This is a genomic window from Alcanivorax sp. (assembly GCF_017794965.1).
In the GTDB taxonomy this organism is placed as follows: Bacteria; Pseudomonadota; Gammaproteobacteria; order Pseudomonadales; family Alcanivoracaceae; genus Alcanivorax.
On sequence record NZ_CP051240.1, the window covers coordinates 3,034,936 to 3,050,667 of the forward strand.

Here is a 15,732-nt window from a genome sequence, read left to right on the forward strand (position 1 = left end):
AGCTGGCTGTCAGAAAAATTGCCGATTCCTGTGGCAAACCATGTTAACCATTCCGTTTGGCCGCGATGGCGGCAAGATGGGCATGGGCCGCACCCATGCCGAAAATCTCACAGGCTGGACCAGATCGAGTCCAGTTCATCATCGTCGTCTTCCGGCGCAGCCGCTTTTACCGGCTCAGGGGTGGCGAGATCCCGGAAGGGGTACTGACTGAACCCGGACATCCCCTGCACCCGCCGCAACAACTGTACGCGAGAGGCTTCACCGCGCTCAACCAGTTCCACCTTTACACCTTCATTAAAACCGACGGTGGGCAGCAACAAGGTCGCCGGTTGCCCCACAGCAGCCAGCTCAGGTAGCAGGATAGCACGCATGTAATCACTGTCCTGACCCTGCTTGCGCAAAGCACGGGCCGCCACCGGCCGCCCGCCCGGAGCCAGCAATTCCACGCCGAATTTGGCACCGTGGTTAGGCAGCTGGGTAACCCAGCGCACCACCGCCAGCATCCATTGGGCATGCGTCTGGTCGCGCAGGGCCAGCAGCTCGCCGGTGCGCAGCAGACTGGGGGTATTACCCTGCCAGGATAGGCAGTAGCCCCCCGGGCTGGCGTTCACCTTCTGGCAGTGATAACTCTCGGGCAACTTGACCTGAGGCCGTGAAGCGCTGCCCAGATCGTCCATATCAATGGATTCACCTTCTACCAGCTCACTCTGAAAGGCTTTCGCCCAGGGGTCAGCCTCGTCCTGTTTGCTGCGGGTACTGACACGGATGTTATTGATGAAGACGTTATCGGCATCGCCACCCACCGACAGATGTCCGCGCTCCACCATCGCTTCAAACGGGGTTTTGCCGGACAGGAAGTAATGCACACCTACCAGACCAAAGCACAGTTCAATTTCACCGGACTCCTGCACCCGCTTGAAGGCCCGCTCGGTCAGCGCGCCCCATACTTGCTGTAGATGGTCCAGCAAACCGTCATCCATCCCCGACGGGATACTCAGGGTGGTGTTTTCCGGGTCCCGGCGACAGGCTGCCATGCCCTCCACCAGGCGCAGCGAATCGATATACCGCCAGCCTTCGGTGACCTGGGAGGCATGGGTCCGGTAGATGGGCGGGCGGTCTGCCTGCAAATCGAAGACGAAAAGGTCATCACTGCTGCTGGCTTCGCGGATGCTCACCATATTGGCCCAGGCTTCCGCCGCCTTGTACACCAGCGCCAGGTCCTGCTGGCGCAGCTGATTCGGTTTGGCGGTGGACAGCAACAGACAACGGGCATAGGCGGACTGTACCGTGACCGTGCGTTGGTCTTCTTCCGGGATGGTTTGTGAGGCCAGGCCGTTCACTTCTGCCAGCAGGTAGAGCTGATGCAGCTCCAGCCACAAATGACGGGGACAGGTGAAATACAACTGGTAGCAGCGCAACAGGGTGTCACCCAGGGCACTGATGGCGCGCTGGATAGACGCCGTCACCGCACGGCGAACATTCTTGTCCTTCACCTTGCGCATCCCTCGCACCGCCACCAGTTTGTAGCCATTGGCCAGATGCCCTTGCAGGGCCTGGGCCAGACTGGCCACCCGGCGTGCCTTCTCGGGCAGCACCAGCGCCTGGTTGAGGTAATGCTTCTGCAGGGAGTCGCACACATGCAGGATGGACGGGCGGATAATCTCCAGCAACTGGAAACGCTGCCGTGAATCCAGCTGCAGGCGGTTCAGCTCCTGAATAAACTCATACAGCTGTCGTGCCGTCTCCCCCATATTCATCACGGGAAGAGCGTCCACCCACTGCTGCAGTTTCTTGGGCTGATCCGCGCCAATTGTAAGATGCGGCAAATCCTGTTCTGGCAATTTCAGCCGCACCGACTGGGCTGCTTGCTCCATGAAGATAGTCCTTATCTCGGCGGCATCCAGGCGACCTGGTTATCTGCGCTTCTGATTTTTTTTGTGTTCTATGTCACAAGACTTTACGACACCGTTACAGGTGTGTAAATGTCGGCAACACTCAGGCAGATCAACAAGTTAGCCCGCCAGAACGGTTTTGGCCGGCTCTCCGGGCTCTTCCCGCGACAGGCGGGGCACCAGAAAGCCGGGTAATGCGGCGCGCAGCGCCCCATGCAGGGCCCGGGCATCCGTGTCCGGGACAGCGAAATGCGCCGCCCCTGCCACCTTGTCCAGCTGGTGCAGGTAGTAAGGCAGAATGCCCGCCTCATGCAGGCTGTCGGAGAGCGCCACCAACGTCTCCAGCTGATCATTGACCCCCGCCAGCAGGACGCTCTGATTAAGGAGGGTCACGCCAGCCCGCTGCCACTGCCGCCCCCGAACAACCAGGGATTCACTGATTTCCCGGGGGTGATTGGCATGCAGCACCAGCACCGTACGCCAGCGCGGGTTGCTCACCAGCGCCAGCAACGTCTCATCCAGACGATCGGGAATCACCACCGGGGTGCGGCTATGGATCCGCAACCGGCGCAGGTGCGGGATCTCAGCCAGCGCCTCCAGCAACTGTCCGATACGTCGGTTGGTCAGGGTAAGCGGGTCCCCACCGCTGAGGATCACCTCGTTGATATCCGGCCTGTCGGCCAGCCAGGCCAGCGCCTGTTCCCAGCGTTTGCCACTCAGGTGGCTCTGGTACGGGAAGTGGCGACGAAAGCAATAACGGCAATGCACCGCACAGGCCCCGGTTACCACCAACAGGGCCCGGCCATGATATTTGTGCAGCAACCCGGGCACCGGGGTGTGATCGCCCTCCTCAAGGGGATCCGCGCCGTAGCCTGGCACCACCTCCAGCTCGGCCGGCACACCCAATACCTGCTTCAACAGGGGATCGTCCGGGTTTCCCTTTTCCATCAGGGCGGCATAGGCTCGCGGTACCCGCAAGGGGAAATCCCGGGCGGCCGCCAACGATTCCGGCGCCAAAGAGGCGTCCAGATCCAGCAGGGCCAACAACTCCGCCGGATCCGTGATCAGGTCCGCCTGCTGACGCTGCCAGTCAGGTAACTCCCAACCGGGCGCGTCCTGCGTTATCATTGCCAGCCTTTCCAATGCCATACATCAACCTTTGGAACATTATTTATGGCCAACTATTCTACCAGTGAATTCAAGTCTGGCTTGAAAGTCATGCTCGATGGCGATCCCTGCGCCATTATCGAGAACGAATTTGTGAAGCCGGGCAAAGGCCAGGCGTTCAACCGTGTGAAGCTGCGTAACCTGAAATCCGGCAAGGTCTGGGAACGCACCTTCAAGTCTGGTGACTCCCTGGAGGGCGCCGACGTGATGGACGTCTCCATGCAGTACCTGTACGCCGACGGCGAGTTCTGGCACTTCATGGATCAGACCACCTTCGAGCAAAAAGCCGCCGATGAGGCTGCCGTGGGCGACGCCAAGCAGTGGCTGAAGGAAGAGGACGTGTGCGAGATCACCCTGTACAACGGTGAGCCGCTGTCCGTGAACCCGCCCAACTTCGTGGAACTGCAGATCGTGGAAACCGATCCGGGCCTGAAGGGCGACACCGCCGGCACCGGTGGCAAGCCTGCCACCCTGTCCACTGGCGCGGTGGTACGGGTACCGCTGTTTGTTCAGGAAGGCGAGATCGTCAAGGTCGACACCCGCACCGGTGACTACGTGGGCCGCATCAAAAGCTAAACTGCTGATGCCTGACGAGCCAACGCCAGTGCATGACTGGCAGCCCACCGCCTCCATTGAGGCCATGAAAGCGCGCGCTGAGCTAATGAGCACAGTGCGCGCTTTTTTTGCTGGCCATAATGTGCTGGAAGTCGATACCCCGCAGCTGGCCCATTTCGGGGTCAGCGACCTGCATATCCAGTGCATTCCGGTGCCAGGCTACGGTTACCTGCAAAGCTCGCCGGAATACCACATGAAACGGCTGTTGGCCGCTGGCAGCGGGCCGATCTATCAAGTCTGCAAGGCGTTCCGGGATGGCGAGGCCGGAGGCCGGCACAATCCCGAATTCACCATGCTGGAGTGGTACCGGCCGGGCTTTGTGCTCAAGGATCTGGTCGACGAATGCCTGGCCCTGTTCGCAGAGCTGTTTCCCGACGCCACCAGCCAGCACTATCACTTCCGCGCCCTGTTCCACCAGGTTACCGGGTTGGACCCGCTGAAGGCGGACGACAAGGCGCTGGTGAAATATGCCGAGCAACACGGCGCGCCCACGGGACTGGATAAAACCGCCGCCGTGGATTACCTGATGGCCACGCGGGTGGAAACCGCCCTGCCCGCCGACCAGCTTACCGTGGTCAGCGACTTCCCCGGCTGGGCCGCCGCCCTGGCCCAAACCCATGAAGATCAGGATGGGGCTGTGGTCGCCCGGCGCTTCGAGATTTACTACCGCGGGCTGGAACTGGCCAACGGCTATCAGGAACTCACCGAACCGCAAGAGCAATCGCGCCGCTTTCAGCAGGACAGCTCCCTGCGAAAACAGCAGGGACTCCCTCCCATGGCACCAGACACTCACCTGCTGGCGGCCATGAATCACGGCCTCCCGGACTGCAGCGGCGTGGCCATGGGAGTAGAAAGGTTGCTCATGGCACAACAAAAGGCCGGCCGCATCGATCAGGTCATCAGCTTCCCCTGGGATCGAGCCTAAGCTCCCCCCCGTAAAGCACGCCCCCAAAATAAAAAGCTCATCGCGGATTAACGGGAATCGTCCACAGAAAAAAGCCGTCTTTAGCAGTGCCCTTTGTGCCCTCTGAGGTGAAAATGCTTTTGATCCTGGTCTGGGATCGCGCCGCCAGCGACGCTCCTACGGCAAAGGGGGGGGTTAAATCCACTACTGTCCCACATTTGACTTAGCGAAGTCCGAAACCCGCCAGGCTGGCAAGCCGGCGGGTTTCTCTGTTTAGGGGAACAGGATTAAACCGCCGCATTTTGACTCTCGCAGATGCCTGTCTCGTGGGAGCCTGCTTGCAGGCGAATGTTGGTGCAGCAAGGGCTATTCGCTTGCAAGCAAGCTCCCACAAGAGAAAACGCCTCCGCTTCCTCAGGACCTTCAGGAAACTGTGGGACAGCAGTGGGGTTAAATCAGGCTTTCCCGGAAATCCGCGATAAACCAAACAAAAGGCCGCACCCCACTCCCGGACGCGGCCTCTTCGTTATCAGCACCAACAACCCACTCCCGCGAGCTATTCACTATTCACTGTTAACTATTCACTGCCTTTTCAAGCCATCGCAGGCTGCGCCACCGAATTGGCGCGACCTGCCGTCTCGGCGATCAGTTCGCCCATGCGATCCAGCAGGGACGGCGGAAAGTCATGGCCCATGCCGGGAAGGATGGCCAGCCTGGCGCCGCGAATATGACGTGCCGAGGCCTTGCCTCCGGCAGGACGGATCAGCGGGTCGGCCCCACCGTGAATGACCGTGGACGGACACTCAATCTTCTTCAGCCAGGGCGTGAGTGCGCCGGTGGCCACAATGCCCAGGAACTGGTTACGGATACCCAGCGGATTGATGCCCCGTGCCCAGCACTGGCGATAGATGTCCGCCAGCTCCTCGGTGCCCTGGGGCAGGGTGCCGGCCAACTTGGCCATCATGTCCAGACCGAAGGCAACAAACTCGTCTTCGGTCTCCACTTTTGCCCGCGGTGCCACCAGTGCCTTGAGGGCGGCCGGTTTCGGCGGGGGCACCAGGCGGCTGTTGTTGCTGGACATGATGGAGGTGAGTGACAACACCCGTTCAGGATACTTGCCCGCCATCAGCTGACTGATCATCCCCCCCATGGAAGCACCCACCAGATGAGCTCGGTCGACCTCCAGGGCATCCAGCAGGCCAACCGTGTCATCGACCATATCGTGCAAGGTGTAGGGCGCATCCACCGACAACCCGACATACCCACGCATAATAGCGGTCAGCGGCCCATGCTTGAGCCGGCGGCGAATCCGGGACGACTTGCCCACATCCCGGTTATCAAAGCGGATTACCCGGTAACCCCGCTCCACCAGGCTATCGAGCAGCGGCTCAGGCCAGAACACCATCTGGGCAGACAGGCCCATGACAAACACGATGGTTTCACCGGTTTCGGGGCCCCGGCTCTCGTAGAAGAGCTCGATCCCATTGCTGGATACGGTTCCTGACTGCATGACGGGCCTCTGTTGTTTTTGACTGCTGTTTTATTCAATGGGGCAACATAGAAAAGCTACTCCGGTACCACAAGGGTGGCAACGCCGATTGGCCTGTTCTGCCTAAAGCTGACCTTGTGTCACCTCAGACTGGCCTCTTCACCCCTGCCAATCCGCAGAGCCGGCCTTTAAGGTAGAGCCAACAATAACAACGCAGCGGAACCTGTTCATGAGCATCCAGGCCACTCTGATCAAGGCAGTTACCCGCCGGACCATCAAACGCTCCGGCCTCAACGAAGCACAGCTGGTGCGCCATCTGCGCAAGGTCTTCAACAATTCCCCCTCGCTGACTCTGATGCCGTTCGGCGTCAAACTCAGCCAGGTCAGCCAGCCCGGCTTCGAGGGGGACCGCCTCAGCGTCAAAGATCCGCAGACAACGGTACTTTATATCCATGGGGGCGCCTATATCGGCGGCGTGACCAAGACCTATCACAATATGGCGGGCCGACTGGCCAAACAGCTTGACGGTGAGGTCTATCTGGCCACCTACCCGTTCGCCCCGGAACACCCTTTCCCGGCGGCGGTGAACCGGGTGCTGGAAGCCTATGAATATCTGTTGGGGCTGGGGAAACGTCCCGAGGACATCGTCATCGCCGGCGACTCGGCCGGCGGCGGCCTGACTCTGGCCACCCTGCTGCATATTCGTGACAAGGGGCTCGCCCAACCCCGCTGTGCAGTCACCCTCTCTCCGGGCAGTAATTGCTTTCCGGATGATGCCATTCTGGACGCGCTGGACCCCAGCGACGCCATGCTCTCCGCGGATATCATCCGCACCGTGATCGATATCTATGTGCCCGACGCGGAACAGCGCAGCCACCCTTATGCGTCACCCTGCCTGGGTGACTACACCGGCATCTGCCCACTGATGATCACCGTGAGTACCGATGAAGTGCTCTACGCTGACGCCAAGCGCGTTCGTCAGGCCGCCGAGCAAAGCGGCGTGGCGGTGGAATGGCTGGAACGGGGCGGACTCTTCCATGTCTGGCCAGTGATGGCTCCCTTCCTGCCAGAGGCTCGCCACGATCTGAAAAAGATCAGCGCCTTTATCCGTCGCCACGGATGACTACTTGAAACCGACAAAAACGGTAAACAACCCGGATGCATTCGGTCATTGCAGGCACTCCGGTAGCGGCGTCTACTGAAACCCGGCATAGCGTGCGGACATGGCACGCTTATCTGCCGTCAGATCCAGATTGTATTGCTGCCGCCGGGCCGGACGGCAGCCACTGACGCCAATGATAAAAGGAGGCAGCGATGACCGAGTGGCCTCGCATCAAGCCCACGGATTACTGCAACGAAGATCTCCCCAGGCTGACCCAGCCCTGGTGGCAAACTCTGCCGCGTCATTTTCATGCCCTGCCTGACCACTTTCTGGCGGATAACGATACCCGCTGGCGCATCGACTACACCGCCACCCTGGATACGGTGGCCCGTACCGGCCTGGCTTGTCTGGCCGGCGCTGCCGCCCTGCCAGCCAGCCTCAATTTCCGCCAGCAAAAAGAGGAACGGGAGCTGGTGCGGTTTTACCAGTCGTTCCTGGACAGCGGCGACCCACAGTCATTCTTCACCGCCCCGCGGCAGCAGCCGCGCATCCAGCCATCACCGGTGGCCAACTACCATTACCAGCCCGAGGACGGACAGGCTCGGACCCTGAGTTTTCAATCACCGTTTGAACCTCACAACCCGGCCCTGCGCGATCGTTACCTTGGCCACCAGCGCAACCGCACCGCCTGGGCACAACACTGGAAACATAACGACGGGCCCCGGCCCACCCTGATCATGATCCACGGTTTTGTGGCCGACCCTTACTGGCTGAACACCCGCTGGCTGGCCCTGCCCTGGTTCTACAAACAGGGCTTTGATGTACTGCTCTATACCTTGCCGTTCCATGGCCGTCGCAAGGGCACGTTGGCGCCCTTCAGCGGCGCCCAGTTCTTCAGTCAGGGCATGGCCATGCTCAATGAAACCTTTGCCCACGCCATCCATGACCTGCGTATCTTCATGAACTATCTGCGCGAGGGCGGCACACCGGCCATGGGCGTCACCGGTATTTCCCTGGGTGGCTACACCACCGGGCTGCTCTCCTCGCTGGAAAAGGATCTGGCGTTTGCCATTCCCAATGTGCCACTGGTAAGCATCATGGACCTGATGAAAAGCTGGTTCCCGGTGAATTTGCAGTTTCCGCTGTTCCACAAAGTCTATGACACGGACATGGCGGGCCTGCGCAAATTGACCGCGCTGCATTCCCCCCTGACCTGGCCCTGCCAGATCCCCCAATCCGGGCGCATGATCATCGGTGGTGCCGGGGACCGGTTTGCCCCGCCCAAGCATACCGATCTGCTTCGTCAGCACTGGAACGATTGCAATGTACACTGGTTCCCGGGCAACCATCTGTTGCACCTTGATCAGGGTTGTTACCTGCGAACCATGCGGGATTTCATGCGCGATGCACTGGAAGAAAAGGCGGTAAAATTGAGCGCGTAGAAAATTTGGGGCGAGTTGCGAGTTGCGAAGATCAAAACCGGGACATTAAACATCCGCAAGGTTTGGTTTTCACTCTGCGATCCCGGTGGTGAACAACCAGACCGTCCACCCACCGGACTCGTAGGGCGGAAATTGGCGAATGCCAATCTCCGCCATCAGCACCAACGAAAAGGCGGAGATCGGCTCACGCCGATTTCCGCCCTACGCCTCAACGGGACAACCTGAAGTTTTGACCTTCCACGCCCCCGTGCGGAGTTCCTTCCAGGGGACGCCTGCAGCGGCTTCGTAGTCAGGCCGATCACCCCGCAGGCTTGTCGGTCTTGAACAGGGATGCGGTGCCAGCGCCGCAGGACACCACGGTTTTCATCATACTTTCCACGCCGATTTCCGGGTGCAGCTCCACCAGACTTTCTTCCACGTGGTAGATGAAGCCACTGGTGGGGTTGGGGCCAGTGGGGACAAATACCGTGACATGTCCATCATCGTGGCGGGAGGTGACCAGCGCGGTCACGGACACATCTACCTGCTTTCCATAGAGCCATACCCGCGCCACTTCGCCACGACTGAACGGGCTGTCACTACTGTTGCCCATCAGCTGGGCAATCACTTCACGCACCGTCACATAGCCGGGCAGGCGGCTCATCACGTTCTCTTCCCACTGCTGCCACAACCAGCTACCCAGCCGGGTTGCCACCAGGGTGCCAACCAGAAAACACAGCACCAGCACCGCCAGAAACGCCAACCAGTCCGCCACGAACTTGGGGAGTCCGAAGGCGTTGATGAACACCGAGGTAAACGGCGCAATCATCTCCGTCACCGTCTGGTAGATCCAGCGGAAGAAGAACACGATGATGGAAATGGGCAGCAGGATGGTCAGGCCACCCAGCAGGGATTTGCGGATAAAGAACCAGACACGTCGGTTGGCGGTCATGGAAAGAATATTCCTCTGTTCACAGGGCGAAAATTGTCTCGGCAATCGCCGCCGGCTATGGCGGAGATGGGCTCACGCCCATTTCCGCCCTACGTTTCGGCATACCAGATGCGGTTAATGAAAAGACAACGTTCACCCGCCGGGGTTCTCACTGCCACCTCATCATCCACCTGTTTCTTGAGCAAGGCCCGTGCCAGTGGCGCATCAATGCTGATGTACCCCCTGGCGGAATCGGTTTCGTCGGGCCCTACCAGCCGGTAGGTTTCCAGATCGCCGTCTTCGTTTTCCAACTCCACCCAGGCGCCAAAAAACACCTTGCTCTGATCTTCCGGCAAACGGTCCACCACCGTCATGTCATCCAGGCGCTTGCTGAGAAAGCGCACCCGCCGATCAATCTCGCGCAGCTGCTTCTTGCCGTAGATGTATTCGGCATTCTCGGACCGATCCCCCTGGGCGGCGGCTTCCTGCACCGCCTGGGTCACTTCCGGGCGCTTCACCTTCCACAGGTACTGCAACTCGTCATTGAGCGTTTTATAGCCTTCGGCAGTGATGTACTTGGAGGCAGGTTTGCCCTTTGGTCGCCAACGCCCCATGCCCTATACCTCAGCTCTTAAACTTCGGCTCTTAAACTTCAAAAATGCGATCCAGCTCACGCAACCCCTTGAACTCCAGCACATTGCCGGTGGGATCCTGGACAAAGAAGGTGCCCTGCTCGGCCGGCTGGCCCACAAAACGTTCCCGGGGCTTGAGCAGAAATGGCCAGTCGTGCTCATAGATCCGCTCCACCAGAATTTCCCAGGTGGCAAAATCCAGCACCACACCGAAATGCGGCATGGGCACCGGGTGGCCATCCACGTCGCTGTAGCCCTGGATCGGGGTCAGATTCTCGCCCTTGTGCAGGGACAATTGATGGCCATGCAGGTCAATATCAATCCAGTTGGGCGCATCCCGCCCACGGCGGCCACCGATCACGCGGCAGTAAAAATCCGCCGCGTCTTCCAGATCATTTACCAGAAAGGCCAGATGAAAGGCCGGCTGTTTTTCCATTATCCACTGCTCTTGCTAAACTCACGCGAACCAGCTTGATGCCAGGACCACCCTCGAAGAGTGGCAGGCGGTGAACAAGTAGTTGAAAGTTCAAAGTTTAAAGTTGAAAAGCGCGAGACAGGCAGTGCTGTTTGATCGGCCTTACCCGCGCCCGAACGTCAAGCGCGGGCACCGCGCTGGAAGCCCTCTCAACTTCACCCGCATTTAAACTTTAAACTTTGAACTTTCAACTCACCCCATCACGCCGCAAACACCACTCCCGTGACTGTTCCGGCATCAGACGCGCCCATGTTACTAGAGGACTCCACCCAATGTCTGTGTCTCGTGCCCCCTGGCCTGCCACCCGCATGCGTCGCATGCGTCGTGATGATTTCTCCCGCCGCCTGATGCGCGAGAACACCCTGACGGTGGACGACCTGATCTACCCGGTATTCGTGCTGGAGGGCAGCAACCAGACCGAAACCGTACCGTCCATGCCCGGCGTGGAGCGCATGAGCATTGATCTGCTGGTCAAGGAAGCCGAGGAACTGGCTGAATTGGGTGTGCCCGCCATGGCCCTGTTCCCGGTGACTCCCGCCGATGTGAAAACCCTGGACGGGCGCGAAGCCTGGAACCCGGAAGGGTTGGCCCAGCGGGCAGTAAGGGCCATCAAGGCAGCGGTACCGGAAATGGGCATCATTACCGACGGCGCCCTGGACCCGTTCACCACCCACGGCCAAGACGGCATCATTGATGACAACGGCTATGTGCTCAATGACGTGACCGTGGATGCCCTGGTGAAACAGGCCCTCTCCCAGGCGGAAGCCGGTGCCGACGTGATCGCCCCGTCCGACATGATGGATGGGCGCATCGGCGAGATCCGCAACGCCCTGGAAGCCCACGGCCATATCCACACCCGCATCATGGCCTACTCCGCCAAGTATGCCAGCGCCTACTACGGCCCTTTCCGCGATGCGGTGGGCTCCGCCGGCAACCTGGGCAAGGCGGACAAGACCACCTACCAGATGGACCCGGCCAATTCTGACGAAGCCCTCCATGAGATCGGGCTGGATCTGGCCGAAGGGGCCGACATGGTGATGGTCAAGCCGGGCATGCCTTATCTGGATGTGGTGCGCCGGGTGAAGGACGAATTCAAGGTGCCGGTCTATGCCTATCAGGTGAGTGGCGAGTACGCCATGCACATGGCCGCCTTCCAGAACGGCTGGCTGGATCAGGACAAGGTGATGATGGAATCCCTGCTGGCCTTCAAGCGTGCCGGCGCGGACGGCATTCTCACCTACTTTGCCAAGGCCGCGGCCATCAAGTTGAAGGGCTGAGTCTTCAGCCCTCTTGCAGGACCCGGACCGGCTCCCTTTATAATGCATACACACTATAAAGGGAGCCCCCCCATGTCATCACGCAACACCCCGGCTGCACTCTCCCCGGAAACGGTGGGCCTGCAATGTGCAGCGCTGCATTCCCGAGTACTGTCGCGATTGGTGACCCGCCTCTACAACCAGCACCTCAATGACAGCGGGCTGCGTGTCACCCAATTCTCCGTGCTCAACGCCATCAAGGCCCGGCCACCCGAGTCCATTTTCCAGCTGGCCGAACTCCTTGGCATGGAGCGTACCTCCCTGCAACGCACCGTGGACAAGCTGATCGAGAAAGGCCTGGTGGCATCCGAACCCACCGGCAACAAACGCGCTCTGGGCCTGTCTCTCACCCCCGCGGGTGAGACCTGCTATCAGCAGGCACTGGCAGGCTGGCAGGCCGCGCAGCAGCATTTCGAGTCACTGGTGGGCAAGAAAAGCTGGCAACAGATGTCCTCCGAACTGCGCCGCTTCAGCCACCAGGTCAAGCAGGAACTCTGAGCTGCCCGGCATCCGCTACAGACACGGATAACACGCCCTCACGGGCAAACCCGGCCACCTGCTCGAGTACGTCCTTGTCCGCCAGCACCCGGCGATGGCCCTTGCCCACGGTCTGATGCAGCGTGGCTGCGGCAACCGACCGATACAAACGCAGCGAATCCGTGAACGGCACTTCCCGATCGTCGCTGTCGTGCACCAACAACAGCCTGGCATCGATCCGCTCGCCACGACGGGCAATATCCAGGGCGTCATAGCTGATGCCGACCCGGGCCGCCATCTTGTCCTGCAACTGCTTTCTGGCGCGCCCACCCAGCTTCAGCATGACTGCCATCCTGCCAACCACACCACGAAAGTCCGTGGGCGCCGCGATCAGCACAGCCCTGGCAATATCCCCGCGCTCTGACAGCACATAGGCCGCCGCCGACGCTCCCATGGAATGACCAATCAGCACCTCCACCGGCTCGCCAATCACATCCAGCGCCTGGCGCAGTGTGGCAATGAACTCCCCCACATGGCTGCCACCATCGGCTTCACTGCCGTGGCCGGGCATCTGCAGGGCATAAAACGAAAAGTCGTCTCTGCCCAGAACCTTCATCATGGTCTCAAACTGCGTCCAGTGCCCTGACCAGCCATGGACCAGCAGCACCCGTTTCGGGCCTCCGGCCCAGATGTTCAGGCGGGCACGCTCGCCCACCGGTAACTGACGGTCAGGCGCAAACTCGGCCCGCCCCCGCCAAGCCAGTGGCAGCCTCGGCCCGGTCATCATCTGTAGCGCCAGGTCACTGGCCCGGCCAGGGAAAAGGCGACTGAACAGTGCCATGATCCATTGGAATGCTTTCATGATTCACCTCTTTTGATGTACATACACTTTAGTGTCTCCAGATTTCCGCATTTCTGAAGATGGACATATATTTAGTGTATTTACACTTAACAACCAAAAGCAAGGACTCTTGCGTGCAAGCGAAAGGCTCCTCCCGTCAAGCCAAACCCTTCGCAAGCAAGCTCCCACAAAAAAACAGCGGCCGGGTTTGTTGATATTGAGGAATATGACGAGGTTGCCTTTCCCTTATGTCATTACGTCAGACCCGCAGACCCACAAAAAAGCCGGCGCAAGCGCCGGCTTTTTTTCAACTTGCCTACTATCAGAAGCGATAGCGGGCGTTGGCGGTAACGGTACGGGTTTCACCGTAGCCACAGTCAAACACGGAACCATTCAGTTCCCCGCGACACCAGGACACATATTCCTTGTCGGTCAGGTTCTGAACATTGACGCTGAAGTCCCATTGCTTGATGCCATAGCCAAGCATGGCATCGTACATGGTAACAGAAGGGACTTTCGGGCCAGCACCACTGCCATAGTCGAAGCCCACATTGTCGCCAATGTAACGGGCGCCGGCACCAAAACGCAGACCATTCTCCAGCTCGTACTTGGCCCATGCAGAGGCGGTTTGATCAGCCAGATAAGGCAGACGTTCGCCACTGCCATCATTGACCGCACGGATATCCGTGTAGCTGGCCAGCACTTCCAGGTTGCCCAGCTGTTTCTTCATTTCCACTTCCCAGCCTTCTGACTTGGCGCCGATCTGGTCAATCGTGTTGGGGCTGGTGCCCTGCACCACACGGTTGGTTTCTTCGATGTAGAAGTAAGCAGCCCCCACAGAGAAGTCACCAGCATCGTTCAGGTACTTAATACCCGCTTCCTGTTGCTCACCAGTGGTCGCTTCAAGGCCAGAGCCGGTATTGGGGTTGTTACCCAGATTGGGAACAAAGGCTTCAGAGTAGCTCACGTACGGAGACAGCCCGAAATCAAACTGGTACATCAGGCCCAGACGTCCTGTTGTTTCACTGTCCCGGCTCTGAGTGTTACTACCGCTGACCACATAAACAGTATTGGTGGATTCGTCATGACGCAGCGCGCCGGACACCACCACATTACCGATGTCCACGTGATCAATCAGGTAAACCCCGGTTTGACGAATACCGTTGTCATTGCGGTCCACGGGCGCCAGAGAAGCGTAATTCACATTTCCGTATACCGGGTTGTACAGGTTCAGCTGAGACCCTGTCGCGGAGGAATAATAGTTACCCTCTTCCCACAGCGCATCCTGATAATCGACCCCGAAGGCGAAAGTATGCTCAGTACCGAACAGGCCAAAATCACCCTCAAGCCGCACATCAAAGTTGCTCACATCGGTAGAGCGATCCGCCATGTGCATGGTACGGAAGATGTCACCGTTCGGGCTGATCGGGAAGCCAATGGCAGCCCAGTGTTCCCGGGTTTCCGTTTCGGTTGAGGTATGACGAGCCGTCAGTGCCACAGCCCATTGATCATTCAAACGCTGATCCACAAACAGGGTCACTTCATCCATGCTGCGGTCATAGCGGTCCCAGCTAGGCTCACCCACAAAGGTCTCCACCGGAATATCCCCTCTCACACCCGGCAGCAAGGTACCTTCGGCCGGGAGAAACTGGGCAGAGATGCCGCCATTATTTTCCTGGAAATTGAACAGCAGGGAAATGGTGGTGTTGTCCGTGGGCAGCCAGGTAAAGGACGGCGCAAACAGGAAGCCGTTGTCATCCACGTAATCCACCTGGGTGCCACTTTCCCGCTTCAGCGCCACCATGCGGTATAGCAGCTTGCCATCTTCCGACATGGGACCGGTCACATCCGCCGCCAGCTGCTTGCGGTCGTAGGAACCCACCTGGGCCCAGACCTCACCTTGCTGTTCTGCTTTCGGCAACTTGGAGACCGTATTGACGATCCCGCCCAGTTCAGCCTGTCCGTACAACACGGAGGACGGACCTTTCAGAACCTCGATGCTTTCCATGGCATAGACATTCGGACGGACACTGTTATAGCTGCCATAAAGAGACCGCAGTCCATCCTTGTAGAAGGACGCATCCAGTCCCCGCACTTTCACCCAGTCACCGCGGGTATCAAAACCGAAGGCCCCGGCATAGACACCGGAGGAATACAGCAACGCGTCCTGCACGTTCTTGGCCCCGGTATCCTTGATGAATTCCTCATTCACCACCGTGATGGCGTAGGGGGTTTTCTCGACAGGCACCTTCAGCTTGCCGGTTTTTGCAGGCTCACCTTCGGTGATGTAGCCCTCACCCTCTTCCACGTCAGCACCCACCTGTACAGCCGGGATAACATTGACAGATTCAGCCTCTTCGGCCTGAACAGACAGCGGCAACAGCAGGGAGACCCCCACCAGCGGCGCGCCCCAGATCGCGCGGTTTCGGCAAGTCATTGGCAAACTCCAAGAAAAACAATGCTAATAATG

Annotated in this window: 14 protein-coding genes; 6 read left to right on the plus strand and 8 right to left on the minus strand. The window is 59.3% G+C overall.

Features of this window, described 5'->3' with window-relative positions; genetic code table 11:
• Positions 1-107: 107 nt before the first annotated feature.
• Positions 108-1,874, minus strand: a complete 1,767-nt coding sequence (locus HF945_RS13415) for a hypothetical protein (RefSeq protein ID WP_290523072.1) — start codon at positions 1,872-1,874, stop codon at positions 108-110.
• 138 nt (positions 1,875-2,012) lie between these two features.
• Positions 2,013-3,020 carry an EF-P beta-lysylation protein EpmB gene (epmB, locus tag HF945_RS13420; RefSeq protein ID WP_290523073.1) on the minus strand — a complete coding sequence of 336 codons (1,008 nt, stop codon included), beginning with the start codon at positions 3,018-3,020 and terminating at the stop codon, positions 2,013-2,015.
• A gap of 45 nt (positions 3,021-3,065) precedes the next feature.
• On the opposite strand from epmB, the gene efp reads away from it, so the two are divergent.
• On the plus strand, positions 3,066-3,635 hold the full coding sequence (efp, locus tag HF945_RS13425; RefSeq protein ID WP_290523074.1) for an elongation factor P: 570 nt from the start codon (positions 3,066-3,068) through the stop codon (positions 3,633-3,635).
• Between the two features lie 7 nt (positions 3,636-3,642).
• Positions 3,643-4,599 (plus strand): EF-P lysine aminoacylase EpmA, encoded by a 957-nt coding sequence (gene epmA, locus HF945_RS13430; RefSeq protein WP_290523075.1) that lies wholly within the window; start codon positions 3,643-3,645, stop codon positions 4,597-4,599.
• A 571-nt stretch (positions 4,600-5,170) separates the two neighbouring features.
• Here the strand turns inward: epmA and HF945_RS13435 are convergent.
• On the minus strand, positions 5,171-6,088 hold the full coding sequence (locus HF945_RS13435) for an alpha/beta hydrolase (protein ID WP_290523076.1): 918 nt from the start codon (positions 6,086-6,088) through the stop codon (positions 5,171-5,173).
• A gap of 208 nt (positions 6,089-6,296) precedes the next feature.
• On the opposite strand from HF945_RS13435, the gene HF945_RS13440 reads away from it, so the two are divergent.
• A complete protein-coding gene (locus HF945_RS13440) occupies positions 6,297-7,190 on the plus strand; it encodes an alpha/beta hydrolase (protein ID WP_290523077.1) in 894 nt (297 codons plus the stop codon).
• Between the two features lie 191 nt (positions 7,191-7,381).
• A complete protein-coding gene (locus HF945_RS13445; protein WP_290523078.1) occupies positions 7,382-8,611 on the plus strand; it encodes an alpha/beta hydrolase family protein in 1,230 nt (409 codons plus the stop codon).
• 298 nt (positions 8,612-8,909) lie between these two features.
• Here the strand turns inward: HF945_RS13445 and HF945_RS13450 are convergent, their stop codons facing one another.
• The 3 genes from HF945_RS13450 to HF945_RS13460 all read right to left on the minus strand — a co-directional run bounded on the left by HF945_RS13450 (position 8,910) and on the right by HF945_RS13460 (position 10,589).
• Positions 8,910-9,542, minus strand: coding sequence for a DUF502 domain-containing protein (locus HF945_RS13450; protein ID WP_290523079.1), 633 nt, complete (start codon positions 9,540-9,542; stop codon positions 8,910-8,912).
• An 89-nt stretch (positions 9,543-9,631) separates the two neighbouring features.
• The gene (gene greB, locus HF945_RS13455) at positions 9,632-10,135 is read right to left on the minus strand and encodes a transcription elongation factor GreB (protein WP_290523080.1); all 504 of its coding nucleotides are present in this window, start codon (positions 10,133-10,135) and stop codon (positions 9,632-9,634) included.
• 31 nt (positions 10,136-10,166) lie between these two features.
• Complete coding sequence (locus tag HF945_RS13460) at positions 10,167-10,589, minus strand: VOC family protein (protein WP_290523081.1); 423 nt, start codon at positions 10,587-10,589, stop codon at positions 10,167-10,169.
• A gap of 311 nt (positions 10,590-10,900) precedes the next feature.
• Between HF945_RS13460 and hemB the strand changes: the two genes are divergently transcribed.
• Complete coding sequence (gene hemB / locus HF945_RS13465; protein WP_290523082.1) at positions 10,901-11,905, plus strand: porphobilinogen synthase; 1,005 nt, start codon at positions 10,901-10,903, stop codon at positions 11,903-11,905.
• A gap of 72 nt (positions 11,906-11,977) precedes the next feature.
• Positions 11,978-12,442 (plus strand): MarR family winged helix-turn-helix transcriptional regulator, encoded by a 465-nt coding sequence (locus HF945_RS13470; RefSeq protein ID WP_290523083.1) that lies wholly within the window; start codon positions 11,978-11,980, stop codon positions 12,440-12,442.
• Here the strand turns inward: HF945_RS13470 and HF945_RS13475 are convergent.
• Both HF945_RS13475 and HF945_RS13480 read right to left on the minus strand, forming a co-directional pair.
• Positions 12,426-13,283, minus strand: coding sequence for an alpha/beta fold hydrolase (locus HF945_RS13475; RefSeq protein ID WP_290523084.1), 858 nt, complete (start codon positions 13,281-13,283; stop codon positions 12,426-12,428). The two genes, HF945_RS13470 and HF945_RS13475, sit on opposite strands and share 17 nt — an antisense overlap.
• 301 nt (positions 13,284-13,584) lie before the next feature.
• A complete protein-coding gene (locus tag HF945_RS13480; protein ID WP_290523085.1) occupies positions 13,585-15,699 on the minus strand; it encodes a TonB-dependent siderophore receptor in 2,115 nt (704 codons plus the stop codon).
• Between the last annotated feature and the right edge of the window lie 33 nt (positions 15,700-15,732).

What these genes read in the sequence shown, in the direction of transcription:
- HF945_RS13415 (WP_290523072.1), bottom strand. Translation starts at nt 1,874, where the DNA reads ATGGAGCAAGCAGCCCAGTCGGTGCGGCTGAAATTGCCAGAACAGGAT.
- epmB (WP_290523073.1), bottom strand. Translation starts at nt 3,020, where the DNA reads ATGATAACGCAGGACGCGCCCGGTTGGGAGTTACCTGACTGGCAGCGT.
- efp (WP_290523074.1), top strand. Translation starts at nt 3,066, where the DNA reads ATGGCCAACTATTCTACCAGTGAATTCAAGTCTGGCTTGAAAGTCATG.
- epmA (WP_290523075.1), top strand. Translation starts at nt 3,643, where the DNA reads ATGCCTGACGAGCCAACGCCAGTGCATGACTGGCAGCCCACCGCCTCC.
- HF945_RS13435 (WP_290523076.1), bottom strand. Translation starts at nt 6,088, where the DNA reads ATGCAGTCAGGAACCGTATCCAGCAATGGGATCGAGCTCTTCTACGAG.
- HF945_RS13440 (WP_290523077.1), top strand. Translation starts at nt 6,297, where the DNA reads ATGAGCATCCAGGCCACTCTGATCAAGGCAGTTACCCGCCGGACCATC.
- HF945_RS13445 (WP_290523078.1), top strand. Translation starts at nt 7,382, where the DNA reads ATGACCGAGTGGCCTCGCATCAAGCCCACGGATTACTGCAACGAAGAT.
- HF945_RS13450 (WP_290523079.1), bottom strand. Translation starts at nt 9,542, where the DNA reads ATGACCGCCAACCGACGTGTCTGGTTCTTTATCCGCAAATCCCTGCTG.
- greB (WP_290523080.1), bottom strand. Translation starts at nt 10,135, where the DNA reads ATGGGGCGTTGGCGACCAAAGGGCAAACCTGCCTCCAAGTACATCACT.
- HF945_RS13460 (WP_290523081.1), bottom strand. Translation starts at nt 10,589, where the DNA reads ATGGAAAAACAGCCGGCCTTTCATCTGGCCTTTCTGGTAAATGATCTG.
- hemB (WP_290523082.1), top strand. Translation starts at nt 10,901, where the DNA reads ATGTCTGTGTCTCGTGCCCCCTGGCCTGCCACCCGCATGCGTCGCATG.
- HF945_RS13470 (WP_290523083.1), top strand. Translation starts at nt 11,978, where the DNA reads ATGTCATCACGCAACACCCCGGCTGCACTCTCCCCGGAAACGGTGGGC.
- HF945_RS13475 (WP_290523084.1), bottom strand. Translation starts at nt 13,283, where the DNA reads ATGAAAGCATTCCAATGGATCATGGCACTGTTCAGTCGCCTTTTCCCT.
- HF945_RS13480 (WP_290523085.1), bottom strand. Translation starts at nt 15,699, where the DNA reads ATGACTTGCCGAAACCGCGCGATCTGGGGCGCGCCGCTGGTGGGGGTC.